Source organism: Effusibacillus dendaii (assembly GCF_015097055.1).
Taxonomy (GTDB): Bacteria; Bacillota; Bacilli; order Tumebacillales; family Effusibacillaceae; genus Effusibacillus; species Effusibacillus dendaii.
The window spans coordinates 2,803,254-2,820,996 of record NZ_AP023366.1; the positions used below are offsets into that span (position 1 = coordinate 2,803,254).

Genomic DNA, 17,743 nt, shown 5'->3' on the forward strand with positions numbered 1-17,743 from the left:
TGAACAGGGGCAGACAGGCTGAAAAGGATGTGTGACAGGATGGATAACATGCGAAAAGCAGAAATCAGGCGGGATACGCTGGAGACGCAAATTGTCGTGAAGCTCAATCTGGACGGGGAAGCAAAGCGGGAATTGGACGTGCCGGTTCCCTTTCTCAAACATATGTTGGATCTGTTTGCCAAACATTCCGGGTTTGATTTAAGCGTACAGGCATTTGGCGATACGGAGATTGACGATCATCATACGGTGGAAGATATCGGGATCTGTTTGGGACAGGCATTCAAACAGGCAACTCAGGACAAAGCGGGCATTCGCCGTTACGGTAACCGGTTCACCCCGATGGATGAATCGCTAGCGCAGGTAACGGTTGATCTGTCCGGTCGTTCGTTTCTGGTATTCAACGCACAATTTCCGGCTCCGCAGGTGGGGACGTTCCAGACTGAACTGGTGCGTGAGTTTTTCCAAGCGTTTGCCGCCAATGCGTGTGTCACGCTGCATATCAATTTACATTATGGAGTGAACACACACCATATGATCGAGGGGATTTTTAAAGCGTTCGCTGGCGCATTGGCGGAAGCGGTTGAAAGAGACGGCAAAATTCGCGGCGTGCTGTCCACCAAAGGGGCGCTGTAGTGGAGGGGTCAATATGATTGCAATTGTGGACTATGGGGTGGGCAACCTTCGTTCTGTTCAAAAAGCGTTTGAAAAAGTCGGCCATGAGGTCATCGTCACCAGCAGTCCGCAAGAGGTGGCGGCGGCAGATGGCGTGTTGCTGCCGGGGGTGGGAGCGTTCGGGGACGCCATGTTTCATTTAAAGCAGTTGGGGCTGCTCGACAGTTTGAAACAGTCTGTTAAACAGGGCAAGCCGCTGCTTGGAATTTGCCTTGGTATGCAGCTTCTTTTCAGCGCCTCGGAAGAACATGGACACCATATCGGGTTGAACTTGATTGCTGGCAATGTGAAGCGGTTTAAGGGAAAGTTTAAGATCCCCCAAGTCGGCTGGAACGAATTGGTGGTCAAACAGCCGCACCCGCTTTTGGAAGGCCTCAATAAAAATAATTATGTCTACTATGTGCACAGTTATGTGGTGGACCCGGCGGATCGATCGGTGATTATCGCCAGCAGCGATTACTATGGGGAAGTGCCCGGGGTTGTCGCTTTTAAAAACGTGTACGGAATTCAGTTCCATCCGGAAAAGAGCTCCTCAGTCGGTCTTCGCATGTTGGACAATTTCGGGCGGATGTGCAAGGAAGGGGTACGATCTTGAGCGCGCAAGAGTTTATTATCTATCCGGCCATCGATATTTTAGGAGGCAAAGCCGTTCGTTTACTGCGCGGCGATTATGGGGAAAAGACGGTCTACAGCGACGAACCGGCTGCTGTTGCGCAGAAATGGGTGGAGCAGGGGGCCGATTTTATCCATGTGGTGGACCTCGATGGAGCCAAAGAAGGTTCCCAGCAAAATCGCCCCGTTATCGAATCGATCGTGAAACATGTGCCGGTGCCTGTGCAGGTGGGCGGCGGCATTCGGACAGGCGAAACGCTGGAAGCTCTTTTCTCGATCGGGGTAGCCCGCTGCATACTGGGCACGGCAGCCGTGCGTGAACCTGAATTTGTAAAGCAGGCGTTGGTTGAATATGGGGAAAGAATCGCAATCGGAATCGACGCGAAAGACGGCTATGTGGCGGTCAACGGCTGGCTGGAAACGTCCGACGTTACCGCTGTTGAGTTGGGACGAGAGCTGAAGTCGCATGGCGCAACCCGCGTTATTTTTACTGATATCGCCCGCGATGGAACGTTGACGGGTCCGAACTTGGCAGCGAATATCGAAATGGCGCGGCAAACGGGGCTGAAAGTGATTGCCTCCGGCGGTGTGAAAGACACAAACGATCTGATCGAACTCGCCAAGTACAGAATTGATGGCGTGGCGGGAGCGATTGTCGGGAAAGCGCTGTATGCGGGAAACATTGAGTTGGCAGACGCGCTTGCGAGAATTAAACAGGGTCTGTCGAATGAGGGAGGGAATGCGCAATGTTGACAAAGCGGATTATCCCTTGTTTTGACGTAAAAAACGGACGTGTCGTAAAGAACGTTTCCTTCCTGACAAATGAACGGGATGCCGGAGATCCGGTGGAACTGGCCGCTTACTATGAAGAGGCGGGCGCGGATGAACTGGTGCTGCTCGATATTACCGCTTCCGTGGAGGGCCGATCGACCATGATGGATATTGTCAGACGCACCACCGATCAAGTATTTATTCCGTTTACAGTCGGCGGCGGCATTTCGGCTATGGAGGATATCCGCGAAATTCTCAAGGCGGGTGCCGACAAAGTATCCATTAACACGGCGGCTGTAAAAAATCCGAAACTGATCAGCGAGGGTGCAAAACGGTTCGGACAACAGTGCATCGTGGTAGCGATCGACGGCCGCTATGACCGCTCAAAAGGGGATTGGGAAGTCCTGATTAACGGCGGCCGGACAGGTACTGGCATGAGCGTCATCGAATGGGCCAAAAAGGTGGCATCACTGGGCGCGGGTGAGATATTGCTGACCTCATTCGATCAGGACGGGCAAAAAGACGGGTATGATGTAACACTTACCCGGCTGGTGTCGGAGGCTGTGTCAATTCCGGTCATCGCATCGGGCGGCGCCGGCAAAAAAGAACATTTTTATGAAGTGTTTACAGAGGGCAAAGCGGATGCGGCTTTGGCTGCCTCGATTTTTCACTTTAAAGAAACATCGGTCGGCGAAGTGAAAAGCTATTTGAAGAAAAAAGGGGTGGCGATCCGATGAACCAACAGCCAGCAACCAAACGGATAACGGGACCTATTGATTGGATCGACCAGTTAAAATATGACGAGCGCGGACTGATACCGGCAGTGGTTCAGGATGCGGCTGGCAAAGAAGTGTTGATGGTTGCCTATATGAACCGGGAGTCGTTGCAGAAAACGATTGAGACGGGGTTCACCTGGTTTTGGAGCCGTTCCCGCAATGAACTTTGGAACAAAGGGGCCACGTCCGGCCATGTTCAACAAGTCAAAAACATCTCGTACGACTGTGACCGCGATACGATTCTGGTGATGGTCGAACAGACAGGCGTTGCGTGTCATACGGGCGCTTACAGCTGTTTTTTTGAGGAGGCGCCGCTTAGTCCCGCGAATGCCCAATCGCTCACGAATCGGGCGGCAGACGTCTCAACAGGTGGTGACGCGGCAGACGGTGAAACGGGAGCAAACGGTTTACCGCTCAATTTTGCGGTGTTGCAAGAATTGATCGAAACGATTGACCGCCGCTACAGTGAGCGGCCGGAAGGCGCGTACACAACCTATCTGTTTGAGAAAGGTCTCGATAAAATTTTAAAGAAAATCGGAGAGGAATCAACCGAAGTCGTGGTGGCGGGAAAGAATCAAGATGCGGCAGAACTGGTGGCGGAGACGGGAGATCTGATCTATCATCTGCTCGTCTTGCTGAAACAGCAATCGATTCCGTTTCAAGCGGTGTTGGCCGAATTGCAGCGACGGCATGGTAGCAAGGACATCCCCAATAAAACGAAATAATGTACGGCTTGCAGAATGTAGGAAATACTTCCTGGGCTGTGAATTATGTATGTTAAAACAGCCGCAGGAGGGGCCCGAATGGAAGCGATTCAACAAATGCTCACTGTAACCATATTCAAGCTGGCAAAACCCTGCAAGTGGACGCCATGGATCATTGGGATTTATTTTCTGTTGTTGCTTGCGATCGCTTTCACCATTCATTCTATGGCGCTGTTGGAAACTTTGTTTGTCCTTTACGGCATGGCGGTTACGTATATTGTCACGGTGTATGGCCCCAAAAAAGGGATTTGGCTGGCGTTCGTTTCCTATCTGCTGTTTCAACTGCCTTTGTTCCAACATCTGATGGAACAGAGGCGGGAGGATTTTACGGGAATTGTCATGGAAGGCATTCTGCTGCCGATTTTCTTTCTGTTGTGGTCAGCATATATCGGGAAAATCCTGCGAAATTCATGGCAGGCGGCAGAGAAAACGGAAAAATCGCTTCAGCACATGGCAGAAAAAACCCGCCAGTCGGAGCGTTCGTTGGCTGGCTTAATGGTGGCTGTGTCAAATGCAATCGAATGGAAGGCCCCCTTTAAAAGAGGGCATTCTCAGCGGGTAGCCGCTTATGCCGTCCTGTTGGCGAAAGAAATCGAATTGACTTGGCGAGAACAAAAGCAGCTTTTCTATGCGGCTTTGCTGCACGATATTGGTAAAATCGGGGTTTCTGATGCGGTGCTTTTGAAAAAAGGCCAGTTAGCGCCAGATGAATGGGTTCAAATGCAACTGCACCCTTCCATTGGAAAAATGGTGTTGGAAGCCGTCCCGGGTTTGGAATATGTAATTGAACCGATAGCGTTTCATCACGAAAATCTTGACGGAACGGGTTACCCGTATGGCATGCGAGCGAAGCAGATACCTATCTCGGCCAGGATTATTGCGATTGCAGATGCGTTCGATGCGATGACATCGGAACGGCCCTATCGCGCCAAAATGGCTGCTGAGCAGGCGATTGACCGTCTTTACGGAAGCGCCGATATCCGTTTCGACCGGAAATTGGTTGACCGGTTCGTGGAAGCGATGCGAGAGCGGGAGTACAATTTGATGACAGACGAGGATTTCAATCGCTGCGTTCAAGAATTTGTCAGCGAATCGGAATTTTAACCGTCACAGGTGTGACATTTCTCGCGAGAGGCCAGACCTGTTCTTGTTTGAGGGAGATTTTTCGACAAATCGATCTGAGCTGACGGACTCAAGGTTTGACAGCAGGAAGCAAGGTATGCAAGGCGGAATTTTGTATGATTGTGTCGTCATTTATCTCCATCTTATGAGGGATTTGCCTTTTTTATTCGCAGGGCCATATATGATATACTGGAACAAAGCGTTGACAATTTCCTGCGGGGGGTGACCTGATTGGACCGGCATCAGCAACTAAAGCGTACTCGTCAGGGCAGTAATGTGATCCCGTTTCGTTTAGATGCAGCCTTTTTCTTCGAACGCGCCGTCAGACATCTGGACCGTCACAACCTGCAAAGTGCTTTGAAGTATTTTCGGAAAGCGATGGAATACGAACCGGACAATCCTGTCAACCACTGCAATTTGGCCGGGGTATTATCTGAAATGGGATTGTTCGAAGAGTCGAACCAACTGCTGGAAAACGTAGTTCGTTCGATCGATCCAAATATGTACGAATGTTATTTTTATATGGCAAATAACTGGGCGAATCTCGGCAACTACCAGAAAGCAGAAGAGTATGCGGCCAGATACCTCGACCTGGATCCGAATGGCGAGTTTTCCAAAGATGCGGAAGAAATGCTCGATATTCTGATCGAAGAGTTCGGCGGCGGTGAGGTTCTTCGGCAACGGGTGAAAGAGCGTGAATTGGAACGGAAAGAACAGGACAAGGCCAGGAGACTGCTTGAACAGGGCAAGTTTCTGGAAGCGACTGCCTACCTGAAAAACGCCATTGAAGAACATCCGGACCTCACGGCACCGCGCAACAACCTGTCGCTGGCTTACTACTATCTGGGCCAGATGGATACGGCAATCGAAATTGCCCAGGAGGTTTTGCGAAAAGACCCGACCAATATTCATGCGCGTTGCAATTTGGCCGTCTATTACCAACATTTAGGTGATCGGGCACAATTGAAACAGTTGTTGGACAGTTTGCGCAACGTGACCCCGCTTAATTTTGACCAATGTTACAAATTGGCGACGACGATGGGGATTCTGGGAGAACACCGGACGGCGCACAGACTGTTCTTGCTGCTTTCCCGCTGGAGTGAAGATGCGGAGCCTGCATTGCTGCATTGTGTGGCCGCATCGGCCAACAATATCGGCAATAGCAAATTGGCCAAGCGAATCTGGCAAGACATTCAGATTTTGGACCCAAAGGGAGAAGTGGCGCCCTTTTATCTGAAGGCGCTGGGCGAATGTGAAGCAAGCGGCAAGAAGATGGGAACCATTTCTTATTACTACCAGATTCCTTTCCACGAGCAGTTTAAAAAGATGCAGGAGCAATTGGAAAACGGAAAATCGGGAAATTGGCGAAACGACCCGTTGATTCGCTCTTCGTTGTTTTGGGCTCTGCAAAATGGCGACATCGAAACAAAAATTCAAGTGCTGCAGACATTTGCCTTGATTGCTGACGATGAAGTAGTCGAAGCATTGCGTCAGTTTGTCATTCGGCCGGATGAGATTGTACAGTTGAAATTGATGGCCATCCATATTCTGCACCATATTGCCTATTCGTCGGATACAGAATTGTCGGACCTGCCGACCGATTGGCAGACTGTACTGGAACAGGCCTGGGCGGCTGTACAGTCCCATGGTTCCGATATGTATCAGATATTAAGCGATCAGTGGACCGAATTTCTGATGAGAAGCGGAGCGCGTCTGCCTAAAATGACAAAACCGGCAGTTTGGGCGGCTGGATTGACATACTTTGTATTGCAGAAATATAATAAACCTGTTACACAACGGCAAATTGCCGACCTTTTTCAGGTTTCTGTTTCTGCTGTTGGAAAGATTTCACGTGCTATCAAGGATACAATTGATACGTAAGCTGACTCACAGTCGATCTTGAACGGCGCAGGTATACTAAGAGCAGAATCGGTTGGTTCTGCTCTTTTTTTCATATACTGTTGGGAGAAGTTTAGCTACTGCGAAAGAAGTCTAAAGACGAGGTGATAACATGTACGATTTACTTATTATCGGGGCTGGTCCAGCCGGATTGTCGGCTGCCGTATATGCGGCTAGGGCCAATTTGAAAGTGGCCGTTTTGGAAAAGGGGCTTCCCGGCGGACAGATGCAAAATACGACCGAAGTGGAAAACTACACTGGCATCAAAATGATCATGGGCCCGGAATTATCACAGGTGATGTATGAACATGCCCTGCATTTTGGTGTGGAATATAAAACGGGTGAAGTAGAAAAAGCGGAATTAGAGGGGCCGATCAAGAAAATCCACACAGACAAGGAGATCATGGAAGCCAAAACGGTTTTGATTGCCACCGGAGCGGAGCCCAAATTGCTGGGCGCCTCAGGCGAGAAAGAATTTCGCGGCAGGGGCGTCAGTTACTGCGCGACCTGCGACGGCGCATTTTTTAACGAAAAACGGCCGGGTATGGACAAAGGGATTATCGTTGTCGGTGGCGGCGACTCGGCGATCGAAGAGGGAGCTTTCCTCACTCGGTTCAACAAAGTGACGATTGTGCACCGGAGAGACAAATTAAGGGCGCAACCGATTTTACAGAAGCGCGCATTTGAGAATCCCCGTATTGATTTTATTTGGGACAGCACTGTGGAAGCGGTGAACGGTGAAAACGCGATGCAGTCGGTTACCATCAAAAACCTGAAAACCGGAGAAACTTACGAAAAACCGGCGAACGGCCTGTTCATCTATGTCGGTATGAAGCCGAACACCGATTTTCTGTCCGGTTCCAGGATTTTAAACGAGGGCGGCTATATTGTGACGGATGAAAGCATGAAAACTGCAATTCCGGGTGTATTTGCAGCCGGGGATGTACGGGATAAAGGGTTGCGTCAGATTATTACGGCTGCTTCAGACGGAGCAATCGCCGCCATGACAGCTTATCATTACATTGAATCGCTGGCGGATTCGGCAGAAACTGAGGCAGATGTGACGGTCTCGCAATGAAAGGTGAGAACGCGGTGACACAGGATCATTTTATTATTGTGGGTACGGCCGGTCATATCGACCATGGAAAAACGACCTTGGTGCGGGCGTTGACCGGTCTCGATACGGATACGCATAAAGAAGAAAAAGAGCGGGGCATTTCAATCGATATCGGCTTTGCCCCGTTGACGCTCCCCGATGGCAGACGCATCGGGGTTATTGATGTGCCCGGCCATGAGCGGTTCATTAAGAATATGCTGGCGGGGGCGGCCGGAATTGACCTGATTTTGCTGGTGATTGACGCAAATGAAGGAATCATGCCGCAAACGAAGGAACACCTGCATATCGTGGAACTGCTTCATGTGCAAAAAGGCATCGTGGTGCTTACCAAGATCGATACGGTGGATGAGGAATGGAGGTCGCTGGTGACCGAAGAAATACGAGAGGGACTGGCAGGCACGATTTTGCAGGACGCGCCGATTGTGCCGGTTTCTGCCTATACGGGCGAAGGAATAGATGTACTCCGCGAACAAATCAGCGAATTGGCGAAAGACATCCAGCCAAGGGAAGTCAGCGCGCCGTTTCGAATGCCGATTGACCGCGTATTTTCGTTGCCGGGATTTGGTACGGTTGTGACGGGAACCATTTTGGCAGGTCAAGTGAAGGTGGGAGATGCGCTGGAAGTGTTGCCGGGCGGCGAACCGGTCCGCGTTCGATCCATCCAGGTGCATGGGGAAACGACTGAACGGGCGCAAGCCGGACAGCGAACGGCGCTTAATCTGGTCGGCGTTGAGCGGACGGAGCTGGGTCGCGGTGATGTCGTTGCGAAACCGAAGCTTTTCAAACCATCCGAACTGCTTGACGTACGGTTTCGTCTGCTGTCGGACAGTCCGTGGACGTTAAAAAATCGTATGCGAATTCGTTTGTATATCGGTACCAGCGAAGTTTTAGGACGTGTCGTTCTGCTTGAAGGCGATGAACTGCTGCCCGGTCAGGAGGGATTTCTGCAGCTCGACTTGGAGTCGCCGATCGTCTGTGAAACGAAAGACCATTTTATTTTACGGACCTACTCGCCCATGTTGACAATCGGCGGCGGTGTCGTAATTGACCCTCACCCGGCTCGCCTGTACCGCCGCAATCGGCAATATGTGATTGAAGAGCTGGAATCGAAGGAAAAAGGCGGGCCGCAGGAACGGATTCTCCAACTGTTGGATGAAGAGATCGGTCTGACGGCGGCTGAGCTGTCAACCCGTTTAAAAGCCACTGTAGAGCAAACGCAAACCTGGCTGACAGAACTGATGGAACGGGAGGGGATTTGTGAGATCCCCGGAACAAACGGATTTATTTCCTTTAAATCGCTGAATCGGGTACTGAATGAAATTGAACTGAAGATTCAGGCGCATTATGAACGGGAGCGGTTTCATACATTTGTCGCCAAAGCGCAGGTGATGTCGCAATTGACGAAGAAATTGAAGCCCAAAATTTACGATGGGATCCTTGAGCTTGGCGAACGGGCGGAACGGATTGAAGTCAGGCAGGATCGAATTAAACTGGCTGGTTATGAGGTCCCGCTAAATCCGAAAGAAGAGCAGTTGCTGCAGGAAATCGTGGGCAGGTTCCAGTCCGATTTATATCAGCCGCCGACATTGCAGGAACTGCTGACGCTTTATAAAGGTCAGGAAAAGACGGTACAGGGCATCATAACTCTTCTGAAAGAAAGAGAAACACTGGTTGAAGTAGAGGAAGGATTGCTGTTCAGCCGTCAAGCGATTGAACAAGCGCCGACAATACTATCCGAGATTGGCACGGAGGCAGGATTCACGGTGGCGGAATTTCGTGATCGGGTCGGCACATCAAGAAAATTTGCCTTAGGGCTGCTTGAGTATCTGGACCGTACGAAGGTTACAAAACGGGTAGAAGATCGACGCGTTCTGCTTAAAAAATAAGGTTCACAAATTTGTAACCCTTTCCTTATATAAAATTAATAAAACTGGGATACACTGAGAACGTACACATTTGACCCCCTTTTTCATATAGTGGCGTGAGTGAAAAGTCACGTCACTCTTTTTTTGCGTTGTTTTGATCGTTTTGGCATGATATGCTAGAAAAGCAGGAGTTGATTAAAGCTATGCAGATGGTAGCGAATTGCATATTGCGCCAAGGCGATCGGATTTTAATGCTGCAGAAACCGAGACGCGGCTGGTGGGTTGCGCCAGGCGGAAAGGTAGAGGCGGGCGAGTCGTTGTTAGAGACGGTTGTCCGGGAATTTAGAGAAGAAACCGGATTAACTCTGTTGGAACCTCAGTTGCGCGGTGTTTTCACGATTGTTTTGGAAGAAAACGGACAAATGATGAATCACTGGATGCTGTTTACCTTTTATGCCGAGTCCTTTCAAGGTAAGCTTCATAAAGAGAGCGAAGAAGGGCATCTGGAGTGGGTGGCTGTGAATTCGCTGAACAAGCGGCCGATGGCGGAAGGCGATCGGTACTTCCTCCGACACGTCCTGCGGGAAAACTCTTTATTAACCGGAAAGTTTATATATACGCCGGATTATCAACTGATCGATTGGAATCAGGAATCTCCGTTGCCTGTATTGCGATGATTAAAACGGAAGCGTCATATAAGTTGTATATGGCGTTTTTTATTTTCACTATAGGAAGCATATTTCGAAGTATGCGGCAGTATCAGTACACTTGGCTTCCGCCTCGCAAACGGCTTGACGAAGCCAAGTTTTCTTTATGTTATACTACTATTAAAAGGTGTAAGGCGGGGTGGTACACATGCATACATCTGTTAAAATTCTCGTTCTGACAGGACTTTCCGGGGCGGGAAAATCGGTCGCGTTGCAATGTTTCGAAGACCTCGGATTTTTCTGTATTGACAATCTGCCGCCCGCTTTGATTCCAAAGTTGGGAGACTTGGTTTATCAATCGGACGGGAAAGTGGCAAAAGTGGCTCTTGTCTGCGATTTGCGGGCACGTGCCTTTGATAAAGAACTGTTTGACGCGGTGAAAGAGCTAGAGGAACACAGCGGAATTACGTGCCAGGTGATCTATATGGAAGCAGACGATGAAACGCTGGTCAGCCGCTACAAAGAGACGAGACGAAGGCATCCCCTGGCGCCGGAGGGGCGGATTACAGAAGGAATTGCAAGAGAGCGCAAAAAACTTGAAGAAATGCGTGGCCGTGCGGACTGGATCATAAACACCAGCAGGATGAAGCCAACCGAGCTGCGAAATCAGATTATTGAACGGTTTTCCTATGCGGATGAATCCAAGCTGAACATACAGATTCTATCGTTTGGGTTCAAACATGGGGTTCCGATTGATGCGGATCTGGTATTTGACGTGCGGTTCCTGCCGAATCCGCATTATGTGGAATCCTTGCGCCCGCTAACCGGCAAAAATCAGGAAGTGTACGACTATGTAATGAAATGGCCGGTTACTCAACAGTTTGTCGAAAAATTAATCGATATGGTGGACTTTTTACTGCCCCATTTTGAGAAAGAAGGCAAACAGCAGGTTGTGATCGCAATCGGCTGTACGGGCGGTCAACACCGTTCTGTTTCGATTGCAGAACTGCTATACAATCATCTGCAAAAAAAAGGGATGGTCGTCGTGATTCACCGCGACTGTGAAAAGGAACGATAAGATGATAAAAAAGTGGTGGCTGCTTGCCTGGACACTGTGCGTGTTTGGCCTGGGTCTGATCACGGCGGGAGCGGGACTTAAATCGGTTACGGGGCAGGCATCGGTAATCGGATTAGCCTGTCTGCTGGTTGGATCAGGACTGTTGTCGCTCGGTTGGTGGCGGGATGAACAGCTTGGGCGAAAGGAACTGTTGGCAAAGCTGGGGCGTCCCAAGATTGTCGTAATCGGGGGCGGCACCGGGTTGTCCGTCCTGCTCCGGGGATTAAAAGAATATGAAGTGGATATTACGGCTGTAGTAACCGTGGCGGATGACGGCGGGTCTTCCGGCAGGCTTCGATCCGATTTGCGTATCCCGCCGCCGGGCGATATCCGTAACTGCCTGGTGGCTCTCGCAGACACAGAACCGTTGCTGGAAAAGCTTTTTCAGCAGCGATTTCAAACGGGTGAAGGGTTGGCGGGACACAGTTTTGGAAATCTGTTCATTGCCGCCATGACGGACGTAACGGGTGACTTTGAAACGGCGATCCGGGAAACATCCCGCGTGTTGGCTGTTCGCGGGCGCGTGCTGCCGGCTTCCGGGCAGGAGATTGTGTTGAAAGCGCATATGACGGATGGAACAATCGTAGCCGGTGAATCGCAAATACCAAATGTGGGCAAAAAGATTGAAAAAGTAGAAATCGAGCCGGCTGATGCGAGCCCGCTTCCGGAAGTGATTCATGCGTTACAACAGGCGGATGCGATTCTGGTCGGTCCGGGCAGTCTTTACACCAGCATTCTGCCGAATCTGTTGGTCCCCGGCATGGCGGATACAATCCGTGCTTCCAAAGCGAAAAAAGTGTATATCTGCAATGTGATGACACAACCGGGTGAAACAGACGATTATACAGCCTCGATGCATCTAAAAGCGATCCATGATCATGTGGGAAGCGGCTTGTTTGATTATGTGTTTGTCAACTCCGCTCCGATACCGCCTGCCGTTATTGAACAATACCGGGAAAAACGGGCGGCGCCTGTAGAGGCGGATACTTGGAATCTGCAACAGATGGGCCTGCAAGTTGTCGCGCGAAATTTTCTGCATTACGCAATTTATGCCCGTCACGACGCGAAACAGATCAGTGAACAGGTATTGTCTATCTTGACGAAGAATATATAAGAAATGACGGCACCCAGGAGGCAGCTATGTCATTTGCATCTCGAACAAAAAAGGAACTGACCCAGCTGGAGACAAAAGTATGCTGTCAGAAAGCGGAGTTGTCAGCAATGGTCCGTTTAAACGGGCAACTGTCGGAAGGTCGACGCCCCGTTTTGGATATATCAACGGAGAATGCTGCCATTGCGCGGCGAATTTATACGTTGATGCGAAAGATGTTCGACGTTCACGCAGAAGTGTTGGTCCGCAAAAAAATGCGCCTCAAGAAAAACAACATCTACATGGTCCGAGTACCGTTTCGGGTGCAGGAGATCCTTTCTGAATTGAAAATTGCCGAAAACGGTGTAAAATATAAACAGGGAATCGATCAGGAATTATTTGCAAAATCCTGTTGCAAGCGTTCCTATTTGCGAGGGGCCTTTCTGGCCGCCGGATCGGTCAATGATCCGGAGAGCAATTCCTACCATTTGGAAATCGCCCTTAACAGTTCCATGTATGCGCATTCATTGTTGGAACTCGTCAATGAATTCGATCTGCACGCCAAACTGATCGAACGGAAACGGGTGCACGTGGTGTACATCAAGGAAGGCGAGAAGATTATTGAGTTTTTGAATATTATAGGAGCGCATCAGGCACTCCTGCGGTTTGAGGATGTCCGTATTTTAAAAGGCATGAGAAATCAAGTCAATCGGTTAGTCAACTGTGAAACGGCCAATCTGAACAAGACGATTCATGCCGCTGTCCGCCAAATCGAGAATATCCGATTGGTTGAGCAGCAAATCGGTCTGGGAAATTTACCGCCGCACTTAAAAGAGGTGGCGGAACTCCGATTAAAATATCCAGACATCAATTTGAAAGAATTAGGTTCGATGCTGGCGGGAAATGTTTCAAAATCGGGAGTCAATCATCGATTGCGCAAATTGGAACAAATGGCTGAGAAGTTAAGGGAGGGATCCGTGTGATAGAGAAAAGCGTCCAGGTCAACCTGCGGGCAGGTTTGCATGCACGTCCGGCGGCCCTGTTCGTGCAGGCAGCAAATCGCTTTTCTAGTGAGATTGTGGTTGAAAAAGCAGGTAAGCCGGTTAATGCGAAAAGCATTATGGGAATTATGTCGCTGGCTATTGCAAAGGGATCGACCGTTATTATTCGGGCAAACGGATCGGATGAAGAACAGGCAGTTGAAACGTTGGCTGAAATGATCAGCCGGGAAGAATAGGGATGGTTATGAATCCGCTCGATTGGACCCATGCGTGGGATGACAACGAAATGATGATGTATATCGGTAAGGACGAAGAAGGCCGGGAAAAAATTTTTATGCAGGTGTCCCGGTTTGTGGAAAACGGACAAGCCAGGCAGCAGGAAATTTTGTACGACCGGGAGATTGGCTGGTTGAACCCGGAAATCATTCGGGGCGTGGATCGGGATGCGTGGGAAGAGAAGCAGCTTCGCTGGTTTTTGGACACACATCCGGACCTGGTAGAACGGGAAAAAGCGTTTCTGAAAGAGTGGGAAAAACAAAATTCCGAAGGGTAAAGCAAGCGATTGGCATGCGAAAAACAGCATGCTTTTTTGTATGAGTACAAAAATGGAAGATGGATTACGGAATGAACAGTGTCTTTGTGATAAACTGGGGATGAATTTGCGGATTCCATAGGGGGAGGGAATGAAATGAGCAAAAGAGTGTTGATTGTTACGGGGGACGCAGTGGAAGTATTGGAATTGATGTATCCGTATTACCGTTGTTTGGAGGAAGGCATCGACGTCACGATCGCATCTCCCAACAAGAAAAAATTGTATACCGTTGTTCATGATCGCACGGAAGGAATTGAAACATCTACGGAAAAACCGGGTTATGCAATTGACTCCCATATCTCATTTCGGGATGTGAATCCGGCTGACTATGACGGTCTGATTATCCCGGGCGGACGGGCGCCTGAATACATCCGGCTCGATCCGAATCTGCCAAAGATCATCGCGCATTTCTTTGAAGCAAATAAACCGATCGGAGCCATTTGCCATGCCGCTCAAGTATTTACGGTCGTAAAACCGTATCTGGAGGGACGTAAGGTGAGTGCCGTGATCGGTATTAAACCGGATGTGGAAGCTTGCGGCGCCACTTACGTAAATGACCGTGTGCATGTGGACGGACAGTTGGTTTCCGCTTTCGCATGGCCGGATTTGCCAGGATTCATGCGGGAATTCTTCCGGGTATTAAACCGATAAAGGACGGAAAGACAATAGAATAGAAAGAGCCGCCAGTTTGGGCGACTCTCTCTATTCTTGTCCCATTTAGATCGGATATTACAGCGAGCGGGAAGTGCCGGAAGCTGCAGAGTCCGCTTCGCCAGGCTGGTTGACAGCTTCCAGTGACCGTCCGGTCGTACGAGGTCCTAAAATGCCAATGTCTAACATGATCAGAACCATGGCGGCTGCGACCACACCAAACATACTGGTTGCCCCGTAATTTTTCAGTACCGGCAGCATTACCAACGGCATCAAACCACTTGTCAAACGGCTCAGGCTGTAAGCGGTACCAGCCGCCGTAGCGCGAATCGAAGTAGGGAAAATTTCAGCCTGGTAGGTATGCAACCCATTGGAAAACACGTTGCTGATTAACGTATACAGGAATCCGAACAGAACAATGCTGTTTTCTGAAGTGGAATACCCGAACAACAGACCGAACACCGCCATACCCAACGCGGAAAAAACAATTAACCATTTGCGGTCGATTCGCTCAATCACAAACAGAGAAAGGAACGAACCGATCGGGTAGCCGATAAAGGTCAAAGCGGTAAATTCCAGCGAACTGACAATCGTGTATCCTTTTTGGCCCAGAACAATCGGAACCAGTGAACCGAATCCGTAGTATCCGATGGTTTGCAAAATTTGGAAGATCCATAACATCACCGTTCGTTTCCGATAAGTCGGACTGAACAACAGACGGGTCGGAACGGACGTTGCCCGGTGAGTTTCGGAAACAGCAGATGCGCGGGAAGCGCCAGAAGAAGTCAACCGATTGTTCTTCTCAAACTGATCGACCAGTTGATGGGCCTCCTGTACACGTCCAACCGATTCCAGCCAACGGGGAGATTCCGGAAGACTGCCGCGAAGCAGCCAGATGATCACCGCTCCGATTGCTCCAATTACAAACAGCCAACGCCAGCCGTCGAATCCCATTGGCTGCATGGGCACCAATCCACGCGCTAGGAACCCGATACAAGGAACTCCGAGAAACCCAAACGTATACGCCCAAGCAATGTAACGACCGCGATTTTTGGCGGGCAGAAGTTCGCTTAAATACGTGTCACTGAGCGGCAGTTCCGCACCGAGTCCAAGACCAGCCAGAAAGCGGAACAGAATCAGCAAAGTCGCGTTGGGGCTAAATGCACCAAGAAATGTAAAAATCGAATAAATGCCAAGATTGATCATAAACGCTTTTTTGCGGCCGACGCGATCGGCCAGGTTGTTTAGCACAATGGATCCGATAAACATGCCGAGGAAACTCGATCCCAATAACAAAGGGAGCTGTGCGCTGCTCACATGGAACTGTTTCGTCAAAACGGAGCCCAGTGTACCTGACAGAAAAATGTCATACAGATCGAAAAACATACCAATTCCAATCAAAAACATGGCTTTTCTGTGTACAGGACTAATCGGAAGACGATCCATACGCGATGAAACGGATTCTGCCTGCATGAAACCACCACCTAGAGAAAATATTTTAATTACATAATAGAATTTTTTAAACAATAAGAAAAGGATTGACAAATAAGAACCCCCCATTATAGGGGCATTTTCTAGGTTATGAGATTGAATCCCACATCTCATTTCGGGATGTGAATGATTTCAGGACTTAGATGGACACATTTTCCCAATAAAGCAGTGGAAATGATGGCAATGAATGCGCCTGCCAACAAACTTGCTACTATGGCAGTGCCATATTTTTTCAATAAATGACTGTATTTGTACAATGGAATAGCGAAAGCAACCGTTGCCGGACCCAACATGTCGTTTAACCACTTAGCTCCCGACAAATAATCAGTATAGGATACGTGGGTAACAGACAAAAACAGCACCAAAATGAATACGCTTGTAATCATTGGTGACAACCAGACAAATGACCAACGGCGATAGATTTTTATGGTTGCATAATAAACCGCTATGGTGGTAATAAGACTTATAATCCCTATCATTTGGAGTTCGCCTCCTTACGATGCTTCATTAGAAATTCCGTTATTATATCTGTGAGTGTCATAACAATTAGAGTACTAAACACTATATCAATTAAAAGTCTAAAACCCTCAGTCGTTAATAATTCTCCGTATTGTACGATTCCAACAGAAGATGGAATGAAGAATAAAAGTAATGCTGCAAGAAGCCAATTCGCTCCCGCTTCGAGCCATTCCAACCGAACAATTTTTAATTTAAGCAGAATAAATACCAAAATCAGTGCCAGTATACTTCCTGGAATTTTTAAATTGATTTTATGCGCTATATAATTTACAAGGCACGAAAATAAAACCAATCCCAAGACTTGCACGATAACTTTAATAAATCCCCTCATTTCGATCATCCCTTCGTGAATAGCATCAGTATACGAAGGGATGATAGATACGTAAAATACATATATAGAATATAAATTATGCAAAAAATCTATGGATTGAGAGGGGGCTTTTCTTGGATCTTCACCACTTGAATTATTTCATTGAAACAGCAAAGCAAGGGAGCTGTTGCCGTAGCTGAGGGTGTGGAAGAGGGAAATTTGACCTGGGAGTTGTATTGATGCCGATAAATGACGCCATGTTTGATTCGTTCTCCTTTGTCAGTGAAAACCTCATGCTGCTGGTTCATCCAAACCACCGTTTAGCGGATAAAAGAGAGGTTTCTTTATCTGAATTAGTTAACAAGTCATTCATTTGATTCCGTGAGGATTTTGCTTTGCATGATCGGATTATCAACGCTTGTGTTCAATTGGGCTATACCCCAAAAGTGGCATGCAAAAGTTCTCAATGGGATTTTATTGGAGAGATGGTGGCTGCCGATCTTGGCATTGCATTGCTGCCCGAAATCATTTGCAAGAAACTTTCTGACAAGGAAGTCGTGATCATTCCCTTGCTGGACTCCATTCCTTGGAATTTATGCATGATATGGCCAAAAAATCAATATGTTTCTTTCACTACCAAGGAATTCATTAAGGTAACACGCTCTCTGCTGGAACAACCAATATCGTCTTAGACCCTTTATAGAAATAATTGTGCTAGCCAATGTAT

At 48.7% G+C, this 17,743-nt stretch carries 19 protein-coding genes and 1 pseudogene; 17 read left to right on the forward strand and 3 right to left on the reverse strand.

Annotation, left to right across the window (positions count from 1 at the left end; translation table 11 throughout):
* Positions 1-48: 48 nt before the first annotated feature.
* The 16 genes from hisB (at position 49) to skT53_RS15020 (ending at position 14,696) form a co-directional block, all read left to right on the forward strand.
* A complete protein-coding gene (gene hisB / locus skT53_RS14945; RefSeq protein ID WP_200761010.1) occupies positions 49-633 on the forward strand; it encodes an imidazoleglycerol-phosphate dehydratase HisB in 585 nt (194 codons plus the stop codon).
* Between the two features lie 13 nt (positions 634-646).
* The gene (gene hisH / locus skT53_RS14950; RefSeq protein WP_200758460.1) at positions 647-1,267 is read left to right on the forward strand and encodes an imidazole glycerol phosphate synthase subunit HisH; all 621 of its coding nucleotides are present in this window, start codon (positions 647-649) and stop codon (positions 1,265-1,267) included.
* Complete coding sequence (gene hisA, locus skT53_RS14955; protein WP_200758462.1) at positions 1,264-2,037, forward strand: 1-(5-phosphoribosyl)-5-[(5-phosphoribosylamino)methylideneamino]imidazole-4-carboxamide isomerase; 774 nt, start codon at positions 1,264-1,266, stop codon at positions 2,035-2,037. The genes hisH and hisA overlap by 4 nt, the downstream gene beginning before the upstream one ends.
* On the forward strand, positions 2,031-2,792 hold the full coding sequence (gene hisF, locus skT53_RS14960) for an imidazole glycerol phosphate synthase subunit HisF (RefSeq protein WP_200758464.1): 762 nt from the start codon (positions 2,031-2,033) through the stop codon (positions 2,790-2,792). The genes hisA and hisF overlap by 7 nt, the downstream gene beginning before the upstream one ends.
* Complete coding sequence (gene hisIE / locus skT53_RS14965) at positions 2,789-3,556, forward strand: bifunctional phosphoribosyl-AMP cyclohydrolase/phosphoribosyl-ATP diphosphatase HisIE (RefSeq protein ID WP_200758466.1); 768 nt, start codon at positions 2,789-2,791, stop codon at positions 3,554-3,556. The genes hisF and hisIE overlap by 4 nt, the downstream gene beginning before the upstream one ends.
* Before the next feature lie 78 nt (positions 3,557-3,634).
* Positions 3,635-4,699 (forward strand): HD-GYP domain-containing protein, encoded by a 1,065-nt coding sequence (locus skT53_RS14970; RefSeq protein WP_200758468.1) that lies wholly within the window; start codon positions 3,635-3,637, stop codon positions 4,697-4,699.
* 249 nt (positions 4,700-4,948) lie between these two features.
* On the forward strand, positions 4,949-6,598 hold the full coding sequence (locus tag skT53_RS14975; protein WP_200758470.1) for a tetratricopeptide repeat protein: 1,650 nt from the start codon (positions 4,949-4,951) through the stop codon (positions 6,596-6,598).
* 130 nt (positions 6,599-6,728) lie between these two features.
* A complete protein-coding gene (gene trxB, locus skT53_RS14980) occupies positions 6,729-7,694 on the forward strand; it encodes a thioredoxin-disulfide reductase (RefSeq protein WP_200758472.1) in 966 nt (321 codons plus the stop codon).
* Between the two features lie 14 nt (positions 7,695-7,708).
* Positions 7,709-9,619 carry a selenocysteine-specific translation elongation factor gene (gene selB, locus skT53_RS14985; RefSeq protein WP_200758474.1) on the forward strand — a complete coding sequence of 637 codons (1,911 nt, stop codon included), beginning with the start codon at positions 7,709-7,711 and terminating at the stop codon, positions 9,617-9,619.
* Positions 9,620-9,801: 182 nt separating this feature from the next.
* Positions 9,802-10,275, forward strand: a complete 474-nt coding sequence (locus skT53_RS14990) for an 8-oxo-dGTP diphosphatase (protein ID WP_200758476.1) — start codon at positions 9,802-9,804, stop codon at positions 10,273-10,275.
* A gap of 178 nt (positions 10,276-10,453) precedes the next feature.
* Complete coding sequence (gene rapZ, locus skT53_RS14995) at positions 10,454-11,323, forward strand: RNase adapter RapZ (RefSeq protein WP_200758478.1); 870 nt, start codon at positions 10,454-10,456, stop codon at positions 11,321-11,323.
* 1 nt (position 11,324) lies between these two features.
* Positions 11,325-12,476 carry a gluconeogenesis factor YvcK family protein gene (locus skT53_RS15000; RefSeq protein ID WP_200758480.1) on the forward strand — a complete coding sequence of 384 codons (1,152 nt, stop codon included), beginning with the start codon at positions 11,325-11,327 and terminating at the stop codon, positions 12,474-12,476.
* Positions 12,477-12,502: 26 nt separating this feature from the next.
* Positions 12,503-13,435 (forward strand): DNA-binding protein WhiA, encoded by a 933-nt coding sequence (gene whiA, locus skT53_RS15005; protein WP_200758482.1) that lies wholly within the window; start codon positions 12,503-12,505, stop codon positions 13,433-13,435.
* On the forward strand, positions 13,432-13,689 hold the full coding sequence (locus skT53_RS15010; RefSeq protein ID WP_318978566.1) for an HPr family phosphocarrier protein: 258 nt from the start codon (positions 13,432-13,434) through the stop codon (positions 13,687-13,689). Before whiA ends, skT53_RS15010 begins: the two co-directional genes overlap by 4 nt.
* A 2-nt stretch (positions 13,690-13,691) precedes the next feature.
* On the forward strand, positions 13,692-14,006 hold the full coding sequence (locus tag skT53_RS15015; RefSeq protein ID WP_200758484.1) for a hypothetical protein: 315 nt from the start codon (positions 13,692-13,694) through the stop codon (positions 14,004-14,006).
* A gap of 135 nt (positions 14,007-14,141) precedes the next feature.
* A complete protein-coding gene (locus skT53_RS15020; RefSeq protein WP_200758486.1) occupies positions 14,142-14,696 on the forward strand; it encodes a DJ-1/PfpI family protein in 555 nt (184 codons plus the stop codon).
* A 78-nt stretch (positions 14,697-14,774) separates the two neighbouring features.
* On the opposite strand, the gene skT53_RS15025 is transcribed toward skT53_RS15020, so the two are convergent.
* The 3 genes from skT53_RS15025 to skT53_RS15035 form a co-directional block, all read right to left on the reverse strand.
* Positions 14,775-16,169, reverse strand: coding sequence for an MFS transporter (locus skT53_RS15025; protein ID WP_200758488.1), 1,395 nt, complete (start codon positions 16,167-16,169; stop codon positions 14,775-14,777).
* 128 nt (positions 16,170-16,297) lie between these two features.
* Positions 16,298-16,666, reverse strand: coding sequence for an LrgB family protein (locus tag skT53_RS15030; protein ID WP_200758490.1), 369 nt, complete (start codon positions 16,664-16,666; stop codon positions 16,298-16,300).
* A complete protein-coding gene (locus skT53_RS15035) occupies positions 16,663-17,037 on the reverse strand; it encodes a CidA/LrgA family protein (protein ID WP_200758492.1) in 375 nt (124 codons plus the stop codon). Before skT53_RS15035 ends, skT53_RS15030 begins: the two co-directional genes overlap by 4 nt.
* 200 nt (positions 17,038-17,237) lie before the next feature.
* Between skT53_RS15035 and skT53_RS18600 the strand changes: the two are divergent.
* Positions 17,238-17,708: pseudogene (locus skT53_RS18600) on the forward strand (LysR substrate-binding domain-containing protein); the annotation flags it as partial.
* Positions 17,709-17,743 lie beyond the last annotated feature (35 nt).

Coding starts and splice junctions, on each gene's coding strand:
- skT53_RS15030 (WP_200758490.1), bottom strand. CDS start 16,666: ATGATAGGGATTATAAGTCTTATTACCACCATAGCGGTTTATTATGCA.
- whiA (WP_200758482.1), top strand. CDS start 12,503: ATGTCATTTGCATCTCGAACAAAAAAGGAACTGACCCAGCTGGAGACA.
- skT53_RS15035 (WP_200758492.1), bottom strand. CDS start 17,037: ATGAGGGGATTTATTAAAGTTATCGTGCAAGTCTTGGGATTGGTTTTA.
- skT53_RS15025 (WP_200758488.1), bottom strand. CDS start 16,169: ATGCAGGCAGAATCCGTTTCATCGCGTATGGATCGTCTTCCGATTAGT.
- skT53_RS15020 (WP_200758486.1), top strand. CDS start 14,142: ATGAGCAAAAGAGTGTTGATTGTTACGGGGGACGCAGTGGAAGTATTG.
- trxB (WP_200758472.1), top strand. CDS start 6,729: ATGTACGATTTACTTATTATCGGGGCTGGTCCAGCCGGATTGTCGGCT.
- hisB (WP_200761010.1), top strand. CDS start 49: ATGCGAAAAGCAGAAATCAGGCGGGATACGCTGGAGACGCAAATTGTC.
- skT53_RS15015 (WP_200758484.1), top strand. CDS start 13,692: ATGGTTATGAATCCGCTCGATTGGACCCATGCGTGGGATGACAACGAA.
- rapZ (WP_200758478.1), top strand. CDS start 10,454: ATGCATACATCTGTTAAAATTCTCGTTCTGACAGGACTTTCCGGGGCG.
- hisF (WP_200758464.1), top strand. CDS start 2,031: ATGTTGACAAAGCGGATTATCCCTTGTTTTGACGTAAAAAACGGACGT.
- skT53_RS14970 (WP_200758468.1), top strand. CDS start 3,635: ATGGAAGCGATTCAACAAATGCTCACTGTAACCATATTCAAGCTGGCA.
- hisH (WP_200758460.1), top strand. CDS start 647: ATGATTGCAATTGTGGACTATGGGGTGGGCAACCTTCGTTCTGTTCAA.
- skT53_RS15000 (WP_200758480.1), top strand. CDS start 11,325: ATGATAAAAAAGTGGTGGCTGCTTGCCTGGACACTGTGCGTGTTTGGC.
- hisIE (WP_200758466.1), top strand. CDS start 2,789: ATGAACCAACAGCCAGCAACCAAACGGATAACGGGACCTATTGATTGG.
- skT53_RS14990 (WP_200758476.1), top strand. CDS start 9,802: ATGCAGATGGTAGCGAATTGCATATTGCGCCAAGGCGATCGGATTTTA.